14 protein-coding genes are annotated in these 17,006 nt (G+C 64.6%); 9 read left to right on the top strand and 5 right to left on the bottom strand.

The features are described from left to right. Window positions 1-45: 45 nt before the first annotated feature. Window positions 46-1,005, top strand: a complete 960-nt coding sequence (gene hslO, locus KZ491_RS00495) for an Hsp33 family molecular chaperone HslO (protein ID WP_222563933.1) — start codon at window positions 46-48, stop codon at window positions 1,003-1,005. A 104-nt stretch (window positions 1,006-1,109) separates the two neighbouring features. Continuing rightward, entirely contained in the window at window positions 1,110-1,961 is an 852-nt protein-coding gene (locus tag KZ491_RS00490; RefSeq protein WP_222563932.1) for an XOO1806 family protein, read from the top strand. A gap of 160 nt (window positions 1,962-2,121) precedes the next feature. Here KZ491_RS00490 and KZ491_RS00485 read toward each other — a convergent pair whose 3' ends face one another. Both KZ491_RS00485 and KZ491_RS00480 read right to left on the bottom strand, forming a co-directional pair. Continuing rightward, a complete protein-coding gene (locus KZ491_RS00485; RefSeq protein ID WP_222564664.1) occupies window positions 2,122-3,885 on the bottom strand; it encodes a phosphoenolpyruvate carboxykinase (GTP) in 1,764 nt (587 codons plus the stop codon). A 111-nt stretch (window positions 3,886-3,996) separates the two neighbouring features. After that, complete coding sequence (locus tag KZ491_RS00480) at window positions 3,997-4,605, bottom strand: TetR/AcrR family transcriptional regulator (protein WP_222563931.1); 609 nt, start codon at window positions 4,603-4,605, stop codon at window positions 3,997-3,999. A gap of 188 nt (window positions 4,606-4,793) precedes the next feature. Between KZ491_RS00480 and KZ491_RS00475 the strand changes: the two genes are divergently transcribed. After that, window positions 4,794-7,280 carry an acyl-CoA dehydrogenase gene (locus KZ491_RS00475; protein ID WP_222563930.1) on the top strand — a complete coding sequence of 829 codons (2,487 nt, stop codon included), beginning with the start codon at window positions 4,794-4,796 and terminating at the stop codon, window positions 7,278-7,280. Between the two features lie 82 nt (window positions 7,281-7,362). On the opposite strand, the gene KZ491_RS00470 is transcribed toward KZ491_RS00475, so the two are convergent. The 3 genes from KZ491_RS00470 to KZ491_RS00460 form a co-directional block, all read right to left on the bottom strand. Next, on the bottom strand, window positions 7,363-8,652 hold the full coding sequence (locus KZ491_RS00470; protein WP_222563929.1) for a hypothetical protein: 1,290 nt from the start codon (window positions 8,650-8,652) through the stop codon (window positions 7,363-7,365). Between the two features lie 180 nt (window positions 8,653-8,832). Next, window positions 8,833-9,537 carry a glutathione S-transferase N-terminal domain-containing protein gene (locus tag KZ491_RS00465; protein WP_222563928.1) on the bottom strand — a complete coding sequence of 235 codons (705 nt, stop codon included), beginning with the start codon at window positions 9,535-9,537 and terminating at the stop codon, window positions 8,833-8,835. 68 nt (window positions 9,538-9,605) lie between these two features. Beyond that, window positions 9,606-10,895: a mechanosensitive ion channel family protein gene (locus KZ491_RS00460; protein WP_222563927.1), complete on the bottom strand. Its 1,290-nt coding sequence runs from the start codon at window positions 10,893-10,895 to the stop codon at window positions 9,606-9,608. Window positions 10,896-11,064: 169 nt separating this feature from the next. On the opposite strand from KZ491_RS00460, the gene KZ491_RS00455 reads away from it, so the two are divergent. The 6 genes from KZ491_RS00455 to KZ491_RS00430 all read left to right on the top strand — a co-directional run bounded on the left by KZ491_RS00455 (window position 11,065) and on the right by KZ491_RS00430 (window position 16,997). After that, the gene (locus tag KZ491_RS00455) at window positions 11,065-11,793 is read left to right on the top strand and encodes a DUF3348 domain-containing protein (RefSeq protein ID WP_222563926.1); all 729 of its coding nucleotides are present in this window, start codon (window positions 11,065-11,067) and stop codon (window positions 11,791-11,793) included. A gap of 9 nt (window positions 11,794-11,802) precedes the next feature. Next, window positions 11,803-13,905: a DUF802 domain-containing protein gene (locus KZ491_RS00450; protein WP_222563925.1), complete on the top strand. Its 2,103-nt coding sequence runs from the start codon at window positions 11,803-11,805 to the stop codon at window positions 13,903-13,905. Then, window positions 13,902-14,549 carry an OmpA family protein gene (locus tag KZ491_RS00445; RefSeq protein ID WP_222563924.1) on the top strand — a complete coding sequence of 216 codons (648 nt, stop codon included), beginning with the start codon at window positions 13,902-13,904 and terminating at the stop codon, window positions 14,547-14,549. The genes KZ491_RS00450 and KZ491_RS00445 overlap by 4 nt, the downstream gene beginning before the upstream one ends. Then, the gene (locus KZ491_RS00440; protein WP_222563923.1) at window positions 14,539-15,243 is read left to right on the top strand and encodes a DUF2894 domain-containing protein; all 705 of its coding nucleotides are present in this window, start codon (window positions 14,539-14,541) and stop codon (window positions 15,241-15,243) included. Before KZ491_RS00445 ends, KZ491_RS00440 begins: the two co-directional genes overlap by 11 nt. An 83-nt stretch (window positions 15,244-15,326) precedes the next feature. Beyond that, window positions 15,327-16,580, top strand: a complete 1,254-nt coding sequence (locus KZ491_RS00435; protein ID WP_222563922.1) for a DNA/RNA non-specific endonuclease — start codon at window positions 15,327-15,329, stop codon at window positions 16,578-16,580. 36 nt (window positions 16,581-16,616) lie between these two features. Further along, a complete protein-coding gene (locus tag KZ491_RS00430) occupies window positions 16,617-16,997 on the top strand; it encodes a hypothetical protein (protein ID WP_222563921.1) in 381 nt (126 codons plus the stop codon). Window positions 16,998-17,006: the final 9 nt, after the last annotated feature.

The following is a 17,006-nucleotide window of genomic DNA, read 5'->3' as shown; positions in this document are numbered from 1 at the left end:
ATTCCCGGGCATTATCGACCACGTGCCCGGTCACGCGAGCATTCCATGTCCCAAGCAAGCAAAGCCCCAAACACTCATCCAGCAGCGTCGGACGACCGCCTCACCCGTTTCATGATCGACCGCGCTGGCGTGCGAGGCGTGCACGTGGAACTGCAGGAGACGTGGCAGCACATCCGCCAGCTCATGGCCGATGTCGCGGAGCAGGCGCCGGGTGCCGTCCAATTGCTGGGTGAGGCGACCGCCGCTGCCGCCCTTTTCACCGGGCACATCAAGATCGAAGGCCGGCTGTCGGTACAGCTTCGCAGCAGTGGCTTGCTGCGGACGTTGTTCGTCGAGTGCACCTCGGCAGGAACCCTGCGCGGCATCGTCCGCCTGGATCCGGAAAACGATGGCGATGCCGCCGGGACCAGCGCGATCACCGGAAACCTCCGCGATCTTGGCGACGACACCGTGCTCGCAATCACCATCGAGAACCCCTCCGTGGGCGGGCGCGACCCGGTCCGCTACCAGGGCATGGTGGCGCTGGACGCCGACTCTTTGGGCGATGCATTTGAAGGCTACTTCCGCCAGTCCGAACAACTGCCAACGCGTCTGCTTCTGGCCGGCAACGATCAGCGCGTGGCTGGCTTGATGTTGCAGAAGCTCCCCGGCGATGAAGGTGACCAGGACGGGTGGACCCGCGCCGGCGCATTTTTTGACACGCTGGGCCACGACGAACTCCTGGGAGCTCCGGTCGAAGAACTGTTGAACCGACTGTTCCACGAGGACGGGGTACAGATGATGGGCCAACGCCCGCTGTCGTTTGCGTGCTCCTGCTCGATTGAACGGGTAGAGTCGATGTTGGTGTCGCTGGGGAGCGAGGAAGCACTGGCAGCGGCGGAAGATGGGCACGCGCAAATCCGTTGTGAGTTCTGCGGAGAGGACTACCGGCTCACCCGGGAGCGCATTCAGGATCTGCTCAACGTCGCTGCGCAACAGGTTGCTCCGCCAGATCGCTTGCAATGAGCAAAATTTCACGCGATCTTGATTGTTAAAGAAACATAAACACCGTAGTATCGATGATCCAGTACGGGGGAACTCAGCCTGCCCTGCCAGGTCGAATCTGTGCCATGAATAGCCGCCTCTTCCAACTGTCGCTGACCCTGCTCCTCGCCTTCGGCGTGGCGACAGGGGCGCATGCGCAGTCGCCGAAGAAGGCCAAGCGCGCCGACCCCACCGTTCTGCCGGTGTGGAACAACACCAGCGGCAAGCTGGAAGCACTGTTGCTGCTGGAGCCAACGGGCACATCCTCGACGGGTGCACGTTGGCGCGTTGGCAGCACCACGCTGGACGCCGCATTCGGACTCGAACGTGGCAACACCCTCGGGCTGGTCTGCGACCGCAGCAGCGGGTTGGCCGGCACGATCGGCAACCTCGCCAATCACTGCCTTCTGGCAGCGATGGACGATGAGCGTCACGAACGCCTCACCGCGGGCACCAGCATCGGCACCCGGTCGACACGCTTTGGAGTGTCGGTAGGCAAAAGCCGCGATACCCTGCCCGCGTGGCTGAACCCCGGCAATTCCGCCAGTCAGGTCAACCAGAACACGCTGACCGTGTACGGGAAGCAGAACATCGGCAGTGAGGCCACCGTGTCCATCGGCGGAACATGGGCCCGCGCCCGCCTGATTCCCGCCGGTGATGCGCCGGCAGCGCTTGCCGACCGCTGGAGCAGCCGCACGCTTACCGTGGGCGCCGGTTACGGCGACTTCGACGCGAACATCATCGGCCGCGTGGTCGACACACCCACCCAGCCCGGCGGTTGGGAAGGCCTGGGAATCGGTCTGACCTGGCGCACCCCCTGGAGTGGCAGCCTGACGGTCGGCGCCGAGAAGATCACCCGGGGCAGCAACCCGTTTGCGGCAAACGCGGACGCCGACGAGGGCACCGTGCCCTACGTTCGTTACGAGCAGGATCTGTAACCTTCACATTGGAGACTGCTTTTCCCGTCGCGGTCATTGGTAGGTAAGCAGACGGCCCCGGAAACGGGGCCGTTTTGCATGGCACACCGCAATTTCAAATAGGCTCCCCGGCGATGTCGGGGTTTCGGTTTTGTGCCGACGTCAGATCGCCGTGCGCGGGCTAGCCCTCCAGCTGCGCTGCGATGCGCCGCTGCTCGTCCTTCAATGCCTGCGGCATCCGCGGCCCGTACTCTTCCAGATACTCGCCGATGCTCGCGAATTCCTGCCGCCATCCGGTTTGATCAAAGCCAAACAGCTTCTCCATCGCTTCCGCGCTCAGATCGACGCCTGCCAGATTGAGTTCGGAGGCTGCCGGAAGATTGCCAATCGGAGTTTCGACCGCTCCCGCAGTTCCCTTCACCCGGCCGATCATCCATTCGAGTACGCGCAGGTTTTCACCAAAGCCCGGCCACAGGAAATCCCCTGCCTCGCCCCTGCGGAACCAGTTGACGTGGAAGACCTTCGGCAGTTTGTTGCTGCCGTTGTCAAAGTCCAGCCAATGGCTGAAGTAGTCAGCGAAGTTGTAGCCGCAGAATGGCTTCATCGCCATCGGATCGCGCCGCATCACGCCGACGGCACCCGTGGCTGCCGCGGTCGTCTCCGATCCCATCGCCGCGCCGATCAGTACGCCGTGGGTCCAGTCGCGGGCTTCGAATACCAGCGGCACAAGCGAAGGCCGGCGACCGCCAAATACGATCGCAGAGATCGGAACTCCGGCGGGGTTCTCACTCTCGGGCGAATAGCTGGGGCATTGCCGCGCCGAGACGGTAAATCGCGAGTTGGGGTGCGCAGCCGGGCGCTTGGCAGGATCGTAGGGTTCGGCTCGCCAGTCGGTCACCGGTTCTCCTTCGTCCAGCCCCTCCCACCACGGCTGATTGTCCGCAGTCAGGCCGACATTGGTGAAAATGGTATTGGACTGGATCGACGCCAACGCGTTGGGGTTGGATTTCTTCGAGGTACCCGGCGCTACGCCGAAAAAACCCGCCTCCGGATTGATTGCGTACAGGCGACCATCGCTTCCCGGGCGCATCCAGCAGATGTCATCACCCACGGTGGTGACCCTCCAACCGTCCTTGAGATAACCCTCCGGGGGTATCAGCATCGCCAGGTTGGTCTTGCCACAGGCCGAGGGAAATGCGGCAGCAATGTAGTGGGTTTCGCCCTGCGGATTCTTCAGGCCGAGGATCAGCATGTGCTCGGCCAGCCAGCCCTCCGTGCGCGCCTGATGGCTGGCGATCCGCAGGGCGTGGCACTTCTTGCCAAGCAAGGCGTTTCCGCCATAGCCCGAGCCGTAAGACTTGATCGCCAGTTCCTCGGGGAAATGCATGATGAAGCGCCGGTCCGGGTCCAGCTCACCCGTGGAGTGCAGACCCTTGACGAAGTGCCCCTCGCGCTCGATTCGGGCGAGGGCCGGTGCACCCATCCGGGTCATGATGCGCATGTTGGCTACCACGTACGGGCTGTCGGTGATCTCCACGCCGCAACGCGATAGCGGTGAGTCAATCGGGCCCATGCAGTAGGGGATCACGTACATCGTGCGGCCGCGCATGCAGCCTTCGAACAGCGCGTCCATCTTGGCGTGCGCATCGGTCGGCGCCATCCAGTGGTTGTTGGGCCCGGCATCATCGCGATCAGTGGTGCACACGAAAGTCAGGTGCTCCACGCGCGCCACGTCCTCCGGATCGGAGCGGTGCAACCAGCAGCCCGGATGCGTCTTCTCGTTGAGCTTGATGAGCGTGCCGTCGGCCTGCATCGCGGCGGTCAGCGCATCATTCTCCGCATCGCTGCCATCGCACCAGTGGACCGCGCCGGGACGGGTGAGCGCGGCCACCTGGGCGACCCATTCGTTGAGTGAGTCGAGCGAGCTTCCCGCGTGAGCGGACATGTCAATGAAAGATGCGTTCACGGGCAGTGTCTCCAACAGGTCGTTTGCCTCAAGCGAGGCGCGATTCGGATGTGGTCCACCCAGTGCCACTCATCCCGGGCGCAACCAGTGTCAGGTCGTCGGTGGGATCAGCGTCGTCATCATGTGTTCGACATAGTTGTCGAACTCCTCGTGTTGCATACGGGTCTGTTTCAGTTGCAGGTTCAGCTGGAGAAATCCGACATAGGCGGAATAGGCCAGACGGGCACGGTTGCGGGCGTCGTCACGACCGAGTCCAGCCTGACGGAAGGAAGCCGTGAGGTAGTCCAGGCGGCGTTCGGAGACCCGGCCGATAACCGGTTGCACGGCGGGGTGATCCAGCGCCTTGAGAAGTTCGGAGTAGATGATGTGGGTCTTGTACTCGCGCGCCACCATCGAGAACAGCGCACGCAGGCGCTGGCGCGGATCGGCGACCGCCTCCAACTGGCCAAAGACGGTTTCTTCCTCCATCCGCTCCCACAATTCCAGTGCCGCAACCAGCAACGCGTCACGCGACGGGAAATGCCAGTAAAAGCTGCCCTTGGTCACGCCCAGTCGACGTGCCAGTGGCTCTACCGCGACCGACGACACACCCTGCTCCGCGATGAGGTCGAGCGCGGCCTCGGCCCAACCGGTCGCGCTGAGGCGCGCGGTGCGGGCGGGAGCGGGCTTGGTTCCGGAAGCTCTTGGGGTAGTGGCCATAGGGGGGCGAGTGTAGCAACCGTACGCCAGCGACGGGAGGCGTATGTGGACCCGCATTACTTGGGCGCGTAACGGTTGACAGTGGTGGCGAACGACAACCATACTCGAGCGTATGTTGATGAGCCGGAGCGCTCACAGCGTCCACGCTAACCTGTATCCAATCGTCGCACCGCTGCTGGAGCGTCATCATGAGCATTGCCCTTCCCTTCATCGTTTTCGTGCTGCTTGCCGGGATCGCCGCCTACCACCGGTTACGACTGCCGGTCTGGGCCGCGTTGACTGCCGCTGCCCTGGTGGCCTGCGCGTTGCTGGGAGCGAACGTCGTTGCAGTCGTCCTGGTGGCAGTGATCACCGCGTTGATTGCAGTGCCGCTGCTGGTGCCCGCGATCCGCTTGCCCTACATCACCAAACCGCTGCTGGGTTTCTACACCAAGATCCTGCCGCCGCTGAGCGATACCGAACGCGTTGCGCTGGAGGCGGGCACGGTTGGTTTCGAAGGTGAGCTGTTCTCCGGGCGCCCTGACTGGAAGGTGCTGCTGGACCAGCCCGCGCCGACCCTGACCGCGGAAGAGCAGGCGTTCCTGGACGGACCGTGCGAAGAGCTGTGCGCGATGACCAATGACTGGGACATCACCCACGTGCGAGCCGACCTTCCGCCGGAGATGTGGGAGTTCATCAAGAAGAACCGCTTTTTCGGAATGATCGTGCCCAAGGAGTACGGCGGACTTGGATTCTCCGCACTCGCGAACCACAAGGTCATCCAGAAGCTCGCCTCGATATCCTCGGTGGTGAGCTCGACGGTGGGCGTGCCCAACTCGCTGGGACCGGCTGAGCTGATCATGCATTACGGCACCGAGGAGCAGAAGGATCATTATCTGCCGCGTCTCGCGGATGGCCGCGAGGTACCGTGTTTTGCCCTGACCGGGCCCTGGGCCGGGTCGGACGCGACATCCATCCCCGACTTCGGCATCGTCTGCATGGGCGAGTGGAACGGGGCCAACGTGGTCGGCGTCAAACTGACGTTTGACAAGCGCTACATCACCCTGGCGCCCGTGGCGACGTTGATCGGCATGGCGTTCCGGATGTACGACCCGGACGGGATCCTCGGCGACACCCGCGATATCGGCATCAGCCTGGCACTCCTGCCGCGCGACACCGACGGCGTCAATGTCGGACGCCGCCACTTCCCGCTCAACAGCCCGTTCCAGAACGGCCCACTGGATGGGCGAGAAGTGTTCATCCCGCTCAGCCAGTTGATCGGCGGCGAGGCGCAAGCCGGCAAGGGCTGGCAGATGCTGGTGGAGGTTCTCTCGATCGGTCGCTCCATCACCTTGCCCTCCACCGCCAGCGGCGGCGGCAAGATGGGCGCAATCGCGACCGGTGCGTACGCGCGCATCCGCAAGCAGTTCGGTCTGTCGATCGGGCGCTTTGAAGGCGTGCAGGAAGCGTTGGCGCGAATCGCCGGCAACGCCTACACCATCAGTGCCCTGTCTGAATCGACGGCAGCGGCCGTGGCGCGCGGTGAGAACCCCGCCGTGCCGTCCACCATCGCCAAGTACCACTGCACCGAGATGGGCCGCCAGGTCGCCCAGGATGCGATGGACATCCACGGCGGCAAGGGCATCATCCTGGGGCCGAAGAACTATCTGGGCCGCTCCTGGCAGGCATCCCCGATCGCGATCACCGTCGAGGGCGCCAACATCATGACGCGCTCGCTGATGATCTTCGGCCAGGGCGCAATCCTGTGTCACCCGTGGGTGCTCAAGGAAATGAAGGCGGCGATGATGCCCGAGGGACCGGAGCAGGTGCGCGAGTTCGACCGCAACCTGTTCGGGCACATCGGCTTCGCGATCTCCAACGCCGTGCGCTCGCTGTGGTTCGGCGTGACCGGCGCGAGTGTCGGCACGGCACCTGGCGATGCCTACACGCGCCGTTACTACCGCAAGCTCAACCGCTACTCGGCGGCGCTGGCGCTTTGTGCGGATACCTCGATGCTGCTGCTGGGCGGCAAACTGAAGTTCAAGGAATCGCTGTCGGGACGGCTCGGCGATGTGCTCAGCCAGCTTTACATCGCCAGTGCGTTGCTGAAGCGCTACGAGGACCAGTCGCGTCCGGAGGCGGACCAGCCGCTGTTGGCGTGGTCGATCCTCAACGCGGTGCACAAGATCGAGCTGGCGCTATCGGATGCCCTGCGCAACTTCCCGGTGCGTCCGGTCGGCTGGCTGCTGTGGGCCCTGATCTTCCCTATCGGACGCCGTGCAACCCCGCCGGGTGACCGCCTGAGCCGTCGCGCCGCATCATTGTTGATGGTGCCCAACGAGGCCCGCGACCGCTTGGCCGAAGGCATCTATCTCACCCCGACCGAACACAACCCCGCTGGTCGCATCAACAGCTTCCTGGCCGCGGTGGTGCTGGCCGAACCGGTGGAGCGCAAGTTCCTCAAGGCAATGAAGAACAGCGACATCGAAGCGCTGACCTTCCCGGAGCAATTGGACGAGGGTGTTCGCGAGGGCTGGATCACGGCCGACGAGCGCGGCCAGTTGCAGGCACTGCGCGAGATGACCATCGAGGCCATCAGCGTCGACGACTTCGACACCGAGGAGTTGCGTTCAGCAGGTTACAAGGCGGAGCCCGAGTTCGAGTTGCTGGACGCGCGCGAGCACGCGATCTCCTGACGCTCTCGCTGGTGATGCAAGGAAAACGGCGGGCCCGATGGCCCGCCGTTTTGCGTTTCGCGCCTCCCGGATTCCGCTCGGACTACTCGGCGGCGGGAAAGAGCGGAAGCGACCACCATTTTTCCGGGCCATCGGCATACAGCTGCAGCGCAACCGTGCGCCCGTTGTCTTCAAAGCGCAGCTCGCGGTTGCCGCGTCGGTGTTGCTGCCAATACCCCGTCAGTTGCGCCTCAGGCGACTCATCGGCCCTGGCATTGCTGCGCAACCACAGCAGCGCATGCATCAACTCAAGCCGTGCAGCATGGTCCTGCGCCTTCCACTGATAGTTGTCATAGGCCGGAAAAGCGATATCGGCGAGCATGCAGCCGGTGGGGTTGGCGACGCATTCAAGGCGCCAGAGACTGGCGCGGCTGTGCCCAGGATCCACACGGACGTCGTCATTCAAGGCGCTGGCGGTCGCGTCCGAACAGGCCCACGAGTTGCCTTCGGCCAGAATCGCCAAGGAACGGTCGGGGTCCCAGGCCAGCCTCTTGGGCAAAGGATCCGGGATCTTGCTCTTCACCGGATCCGGATCAATGGCCAAGCGACTGATGTGATGTCTGGAAATCCAGAACTCGCCGCGCATGGCTTCGCATATGGACGCATCGGCAACTGCCGGTGGCGCGAATGCGGCGGCACACGACCCCGGGAGCTCATGGGAGGCAGGAAGCTCACCGAGCATTTGCGCCAGCAACCGGATGTATCGCTCCGTGTATGCGTCGTTGACGCTTTTTATCAAAAGCGAATCCGAATTGGCTCCCAGTCGCCGCCATGCCTGTGCGCCATCGCAGACCCCGGTCAGGGCCTCGTCCACGTCCCCGCGAGCGAACTGCCACGCAACCCGCGTAAGGTCATAGCTCGCGAATTGCACCGGCGGCAATGTGGCCAGCGTGGGGTTGGTCTGTGGGCTGCGGTAATACCCATAACTCTGCAGGCTCACGACCCGGTCGAGCAATTCCCGGTTACGCTCGATTAGCCCGTCGTAGGATTCCGGATCCGCCCGCACCTTGTCCAGACAATCTGTGTCGTTCCCGTTGCAGAACAACTGCGCATCCTCGCGGGACGGCTGCTGGTGTTGAAAGCCGGCAAGGGCCGCGCGAGGAGCGGCCGCAAACGTGCCATCTCCGCCGGGAGATGTTGCAAGGGTTGGCTGAGCAAAATCCGCTTCGGCTACAGCTTCAAGCTGGTCCTGCGGCACATCGTAGGCAAGCAGCCAGACGGCGGGAAAGGCATTCTCGCCCGGTGGCAATGGCGCCCGGTCCTGCATCAGGGCCAGAGCGGCGGTTTGCGCCGCTGAGGGGCCCCGATAGCGCGATACCAGCCAGAGGGTCACGGCAATCGCCAACGAGACCAGCAGTATCCAAGCCAGCCACTTCAAAAATCTTCCCATCTGATCGCTCCCTGATCCCAACCCCAATCAACGCCGGATGCAGAATGCCTGACTGACCTCTAAAGCACCACATTAGAGCCATTACACGAGTGCTCAGGGCTTTATTTCTGTTGCGCCCTGAAGCTATGGAGCCGAAGGGATTTGAAGTCCGCGTTGTACAGCGGGACGTGCCAGACCGCGTTGAAGCCATGCCTGCACATGGATGAAGTCCGCGTAGCCCGTGAGCTCTCCAGCGCCGTAGAAGTCGATCAGGTTCTTGACCCAGCCCAGCGTGGCGATATCGGCGATCGTGTAGTCGTCGCCCATCAGCCAAGTTCGGCCGTCCAGCCGCGCGTCGAGTACGCCCAACAGACGCCGGGATTCAGTGACATAGCGTTGCAAGGGACGCGGGTCTTCGATGTCCTTGCCACCGTATTTATGGAAGTAACCAACCTGGCCGAACATCGGGCCGATGGATGCCATCTGGAAAAACACCCATTGGATGGTCTGCCATCGGAGCGCCGGGTCAGTGGGAATGAAGCGACCGCTCTTCTCGGCCAGGTACATCAGGATGGCGCCGGACTCAAACAGGCCAAACGGCTTTCCGCCGGGACCGTCAGGATCGATGATCGCGGGAATCTTGCCGTTCGGGTTGAGCGACAGGAACTCGGTGGTGTGGCTCTCGTTGGCCATGATGTCCACCAGGTGGACCTCGTAGTCCAGCCCCGTTTCTTCCAGCATGATCGACACCTTGACCCCGTTTGGCGTTGGCAGCGAATACAGCTGGATTTTGTCGGGGTGGCGCGCGGGCCAGCGGGCCGTAATCGGAAAGTCGGAAAGGTTTGCCATGGTTCGGGCGCCTCAATCGCAGGGGCAATGATGGTAACGCCAAGCGCCGGAACGCCTCGCGAGCTGCGCTACCCGTCGTCACGCTCAAGCATGCGCAGCTCCCGTTGTGGCAGCGGCCGGGTGATCCCGTGGGCCTTGAACGCCCGCCAGATCGCGAGGTTGATGTCGGAGCGCACGTTATTGATCCCCAGCTCCGGGGAAGTGACCCAGACCCGCAGGTCCAGATCGATGCCGTTATCGCCGAAACCCAGCAGTCGCGCCACCGGTGCCGGATCGGCCAATACGCGATCCTGGCCGTTGGCCGAGTCTTCCAGGAGTTTCATCGCCAGCTCGGGATCATCGGCGTAACTGATCTGGATCGGAATTTTCAGGCGGATGCTCTCGCCACCGTAGCTCCAGTTGATCACCGGATTGATGATCAGGTTCTCATTGGGCATCAGCGTGTCCACGCCGTCGCGGTCACGGATCACGATGTAGCGGGAGCGCAGCTCGTGGACCCAGCCGTAGCGGGTGCCGGACTGGTCCTCCACCGTGATCACGTTGCCGGGCTTTATCGAACCGTCCACCAGCAGGATGAATCCGGAGATGAAGTTGCTGACGATCCGCTGCAGACCCAGCCCGATACCCAGGCCAAGCGTGCCGCCGATGACGGCCAATGCCGCCAGGTTGACCCCCAACACCTGCAACGCGATCACGGTGCCGAATATCAACAGCAGCAGCTTGATCACTTTGTTGATACCGACCTGGGCACTTGGCGACAGATGCTGTGAATCGCGGACCTTTCGCTCCAGCAGGCGTGAAATCCACAGGCTCAACACCATCACCAGTGCCGCAACCGCCACCGCGCGCAGCACGAGCAAAGCGGACACACGTGTGGTGCCGACCGTGACGGCCGCGGAATCCAACGCCGCCAATACGTTGGGAAGCCAGTTCACCAGGTGCAGCGCAACGCCCACCCAGACGACCGCAACAATGAAGTTCTCCGAGGCGGACAGCAGCGAGCCTGGTTTCAGCGCGCCCGAAAGCAGGTACACCGCCAACCGCACCAGCAGCAGTGCTACCGACAGGCTGAGCGCCACCCACAGCAAGGCGTGGCGCATTTCCAGCTGGCTGAACACGCCCCACTCCACCACCAGCACGAGCGAAAGCGCGGCCGGGAATGCCAACCGCCGGCTGGCTGCCAGGGCCACGAGCCCGGCACGGGTGTGATCGCCGGTCTTGAGGTAGCCGCGCAACCAGGCCTCGTAGCGGCGGTCGACCACCCAAGCAAGGATCATCGCCGCAACGACCGCCAGCGCCTGCCACCAAAGCCCGGGATGCGAAAGGGCATCGACCCAGATCGGGATTTGCTTGTTCAACCAGTCACTCATCGACGGATCTGGTGCAGCGGAGATCAGCCGAGCATACAAGCTGCACAATCGACACCCCGTCATTCCGGCGCGCTGGACGTGACGTTCAGGCAGGGTCGAACGATCCGGGTGCGCTGGGAGTATCGCGTGTAAAATTGCCGGTTTTCCGCGACGTACGATGGCCAAGGCACCTCAACGGACTCCAACCCAAGGCCCGGCATTCATCCGCCTGCTGGCCAGCCTCACCAGCGCACCGCTGGCAGCGACCAACACATCGCTTTCCGAGCACCTCAGCGAATGGCTGGACTGGACCCGTGCCGTGGCGCTGTCCAAGGCGCTGGACGGCCGCTTGGCCGCTCACGATGTCGCCCCGCCCGCTTTCGCCAGCAACGCGCACGAGGAATGTCAACGGGTTCGCACGGCATTGGTCGTCGCCATCCACGCCATCGCCGATCCAGCGCACACCCCGGCGCGGAGCGCCGCATCGGCCTCAAGGGATGATCCGCTCGATGCCTTTGAGTTCACGCCGTTCCGTGAGCGCTACCGCGATCTGCAACAGTCCATGCAGGCCGAAGTCGGACGGCTGCGCGGACATCTGCGTGACCTGCTCGCAGACACATCGGCCGACATGGCGCGACTGGCCGAGGTGGACTCGGTGATGGAAATCACCCTGACGCCGCGCGAACACGCGCTGCTCGGGTCGGTTCCGACCCTGCTCGGACAGCATTTCGATCGCCTTCGCGACTCCGCCGACGCATCGCAAGACGCGCTCTCATTGCCTCACGCTCCGGAGCACGCTCCCTGGCTGGAGCGCTTCGGGCAGGACGTGCGGGACGTTGCGCTTGCCGAGCTCGACATCCGCTTTCAACCCGTCGAGGGGCTGCTGTCCGCCCTTCGCTGCCAATAGCTGGATCACATGCACAGAAATGCGCTCTACCCCATCATCTTCCTGGTTGGCCTGATCGCCGTTGCGTGGATCGGCGTCGGCTATATCGGCTCCAACCTGCCCGCGCTCGCCATCACCCTGATAATCGGCGCGTTCTACGTTGCCGGCGCGCTTGAGCTGCACCGATACCGGCAAGCAACGTCGACCTTGATGGCTGCCACGGAGGACACCGCTGCCGCTTTGTCCGACCTCGGCGGCTGGCTGCAGCGTTTGCACCCCAGCCTGCGCAATGCGGTACGCCTGCGGGTGGAAGGTGAGCGCATCGCCCTGCCGGCACCGGCGCTGACGCCGTATCTGGTCGGCCTGCTGGTGCTGCTCGGCATGCTCGGTACGCTGCTGGGCATGATGGCGACACTGCGCGGCACCGGAATGGCGCTGGAGAGCGCGACCGATCTGGAAGCCATCCGCGGGTCACTGGGCGCACCGGTCAGGGGCCTTGCGTTCGCCTTCGGGACCTCGATCGCCGGTGTCGCCGCCTCGGCCATGCTCGGGCTGCTGTCGGCACTGTGTCGGCGCGAGCGTGTCCAGGCGGTGCAGCAGCTCGACCTGCAGCTGGCGACCACACTGCGTCCGTACTCCCACGCCCACCAGCGCGAGGAGGCGTTCCGCCTGCTGCAGCAACAAACCGGCCTGATGCCGGCACTGATCGAGCGCCTGGATGCGTTGAGTGCCAATCTGCAGCAGTTGCAGGAATCCAGTGGAGAGCGCCTGTCCGCCAGCCAGGACGAGTTCCACAGCCGCGCCGAAGCCCGACACGCAGCGTTGGTGGCGACGCTGGAGCAGTCGCTGAAAACCGGGTTCCAGGAGAACACGCGGACCATCGGCACCGTTCTGTCGCCGATGATGGAAAACACGATGGCCGAGCTGGCGCGCGGAAATGCGGCGCTGCAGGCGACCGTCTCCGACGCAGTGCAGCGGCAACTTGACGGTGTCTCGGCCAGCCTGCAGACGGCAACCGCCACCGCCGCCGACACGTGGCAGGCGGCCGTCAGCGGCCAGGAACGCACCAACGACAGGCTTGTGCAGGCACTGCAGCACTCGCTGGAGCAGTCAGCAACCGGCTTCGGGCAACAAACCGCCACCCTGCTCGAGACCGTTTCCACCCGTCTCGACCTGACTGTCGAGCGCTGCGCGGACGCTTGGGACAACGCGCTGTCGCGGCAGCGATCACTCAACGAGCAACTGGCCGCCAGCAACCAACAGGCCATGGCCTCGGCCGCAGCCACCTATGACGAGCGCGCTGCGGCGCTGATCGAGGCGATGCGCAAGGCGCACGACGACTCGCAGGCAGCGCTGCAATCCGGCGACCAGCAGCGTCTGGCGCAGTGGTCGGACGCGCTCTCCGCAGTGACAACGACGCTGGAGAGTCGCTGGCGCGAAAGCAGCGAGCACGCGGCAAATCGGCAGAAGGATGTCTGCGACACACTGGGCCGCACGGCTGCAGCGATCGCGGAACATTCGCAGGCGCAGGCGAAGGCCACGATCGCCGAAGTGGCGCGCCTGATGCAGGCCGCCTCCGAGGCCCCGCGGGCGGCGGCGGAGGTCATTGCCGAACTTCGCCAGAGCCTTTCCGACAGCGTCGTACGCGACAACGCGATGCTCGCCGAACGCAACCAGCTGCTGGCGACTCTGGGAACGCTGCTGGACGCCGTAAACCATGCCTCGGCCGAGCAGCGCACTTCGGTGGATGCACTGGTCAGCACCTCTGCGGACCTGCTGGAGCGCGTCGGCAGCCGTTTCAGCGAGCAGGTCGACGTCCACAGCGGAACGCTCGGCACCGCCGCGGCCCACGTCAGCGGCGGCGCCGTCGAGGTCGCCAGCCTGGCTGAGGTGCTGGCCACGATGGTTGAGCGGTTTGGCTCCGCCACGGATGCTCTGGGTGAGCGTCTGGAGAAGATCGAGGCCGCGCTGGAGACCTCCACGGCCCGCAGCGACGAGCAACTGGCGTACTACGTGGCACAGGCTCGGGAGGTGATCGACCTGAGCATGCTCTCGCAAAAGCAGATCATAGGAGAACTGCAGCAACTTGCGAGCACCTCACACACCACCGCCCAGGACCGGACCTCGGCATGAGCGACGAGATCGAGCTCGACACCGAATCCACCGCAACCACCTGGGCCGCTTTCGGCGATCTGATGTCGGTGCTGCTGGGAGCGTTCGTGCTGATCCTCGCCGGGGTGATCGGGATGCAACTGCAGCTGTCCGACCAGCTGGAGCAAACGGTCAAGCAACGCGAGGCCGAGGCAGCCCGACTGAAGACACTCGAGGAGGCACTCGCCGGGCCGCTCGCGGGTGGCCGCGTGACTGTGATCAACGGTCGTATCGGCATCAGTGGCAGCGTGCTGTTCGCGCTCAATTCCGACCGCTTGCAGCCCGAAGGACACGATGTGCTGCAGAGCCTGGCGGCACCGCTCACGGATTACCTGGAATCGCGCGACGAGCTCCTCATGGTCAGCGGCTTCACCGACGACCGGCCCGTGCTGGACAGCAACATGCGCTTCGCCGACAACTTGGAGCTGTCCGCAGCGCGTGCGATGACGGTTACCCGCAGCCTGATTGCCGCCGGCGTGCCGTCGCGGTCCGTGTTTGCCGCCGCGTTCGGCGCGGAGCAGCCGGTGAGTTCCAACGACGACGAGGCCGGACGCGCAAAGAACCGGCGTGTGGAAATTGCCCCCATCCCGAAACCCAGAAACGACGCAGCCACAGATGCAGGCTGATGCTGCCAGCTCCGGGGCAACGCCAGCCCCGCGTCCGGCCAAGCGCCTGCAGCGCACCAACCGTGTGCGCGACGCGTTGATCTCCGTAATGCAGCGCCAGTTGGGCGAAACCGAGGGAGAGATCGCAAGGCTGCTGCAAGCGAGGATCGCGGAACTCAGGCAATCCGGATTTGCCGGAGCGGATGCCCCTCCTGCGACCCACTCTGACCCGCCGGCCAACCCGGCGCGGTCGCAACGCCTTGTGCTCGGGCTTTCGGAATACATCGAAGCGAGCAAGCAAGCCGGCCACCCTGCGACCTCGACTGAGGCGGAAGCCATCGCAGGCTGCCGGCTGGGTTCGCCGTCGGCGGTGCTGGGAGAATTCCGGACGCTCTGGGACCGCATCCGCACCGACACCCAGCTGCGTGCGGCACTGACGCCCATCCCGGATGACGCCGGCCCGCTCCACTCCAGCGCCCTGCTCCATCGCGCGCTGCGGCTGATGGGCGATACCTCGCCCGGCTACCTGCAGCACTTCATCGCCTACGCCGACGCGCTGTCATGGATGGAGCAGCTGCAGCAGGCGGGCCTGCTCGAAGCCGCGTCCAGGAACGCGGTGGCCAGCCCGTCGGGCAAAACGCGCGCGCGCAAACGCACGGGCCCCAAACAGAGTCCGGTGAAGTCGCCCACCGGAAGAGCCCCAAGCGACGGTTAAGGGTTTCCCCCAATGGCGACTCGGGGATTGCGAACGCTAGATTCAAGGGAGCAATGCCCCGCTCACTTTGCCAGCGTGCCGCCATGTCGCTTACTCCCAGCCTGCATCTTCCACTCCCACCGCAACCCTGGGGCGGCGCCCTGCGCGGACTACCGGGCCTGCTGCGGCCGGACGGCGGCGACGGCGCACGGCTGGACAAGCGCATCCTTGCGGCCGATCCCGCCCAGGTGTCATTCGACCTGGAGCCGGCGTCAGTGCGCACGCAGGACGTCAAGGACACCAGTTCCAACACCACCTACACCACCACCGCCGACATGATGGTCAGGGCTCCCGACCGCAGCAGCACGCGAGTGCCGGTGCGCTACGAGGTCGCTATTCGCAACGAGAACGCGACGCCCGAACAGATGCGCACGGTGAATCCGTTTGACCCCGCCACAATCCCCGACCGGACGCGGATCGAGATTCACGGCAACGATTACGTCGGCACTGCGCTGGAACCCGCCTTCAGCGCGCTGGCCAAGGCCAACGGGCTGGACTCGATCAGCGACCTGCGGCTGTCACTGGAGATGCTCGACAAGGGCAAGCTGCGGGTCATGAGCGGATCAGAGCAACTGTTTGACGCCCCGCGTGACGGCGGGCCGTCTTCCTACCCCGCCGACCGCCAGGACTTCACGCGCCACACCACGCTGCTTGCCGACCCGACGGGCAGCGAGCTGGGCGGCTATTCGCGCATGCTGCTGACCGGGAAGGTGCCCGACTCGACGGTGGTGCTCGCCGAGGCGGTCAACGGCAACGAGATCCACGGCACCGTGACGGAGGCCGGATCGGGCGAGGTCAACGACATCACCTGGACGCTCGACGCGGAGGGGCGGCCGGCCTCCGCGGAAGCCACGCTGACCTGGGAACCCAGCAGCAAGGGCCGCGAATCCGACCGGATCGAGGCCAACGCGCAGAGCGGCTTCCGCAAGGACAACGACATGAAGGGCACCCCGGACGACGTTGGCCACATCATTGCCTACCGCTTCGCCAACGGGCACGGCTCGGTCAACATGTTTCCGCAGTTCGGCCTGTTCAACCGTGGCGCCTATGCACGGATGGAACAGGAGTGGGGTGACTGGCTGGCCAAGGGCATGGAGGTGTCAATCGAGGTGACCCTGGTGGGCGGCACGTCCCAGCGCCCCGACGAGGTTCACGTGGACTACAAGGTCATCGATCCCGACACTGGCGCGGTCGTCTACGACCCGACACTCATCGCCTTCGCCAATGCCGATGGCCAGACCTTTGATGCCATCGCCGATGCCGGGATGGACGAGATGATCGACAGGGCCACCGCCTGACGCCAGACTAGCAGGTAACTCTGAACGGGTATCCGCATGGACAGGAATGAACTGATCGCCAGGATCGGGCAGCTATTGGTGGCCGACGCGGCGGTTTCGGACGGGCTCTGGGACGGCTATGCGCTGATCGTGCGCTACGGCGACGGCGCGCTGGCACGTCGCCTCAGCGGTTTCCGCTATCGCGACGGCGCGGCCGCCGAAGCGGCGACACCGCGCGACCCCGCCATCGGCGACACATTCGACGCGTTGCGCAGCGCGACCCTCGTCCCCGGCAAGGCGCCGTGGGACGCCTGCGTGCTGCGCATCCGCCGCGACACCGGCAAGATCAAGGTCGATTTCGAGTACGACGAACCAGAGCAGTGGGATATCACCCCCGACACGCTGGCGACCGTCGCAGAGCGTGCGCGGCCGAGCTGACGGACAACT

Source organism: Novilysobacter antarcticus, assembly GCF_019802285.1.
GTDB classification, from domain to species: Bacteria; Pseudomonadota; Gammaproteobacteria; order Xanthomonadales; family Xanthomonadaceae; genus Novilysobacter; species Novilysobacter antarcticus.
Note: the sequence above shows the minus strand (reverse complement) of the source record. Positions and strands in the feature narration are given on the sequence as shown.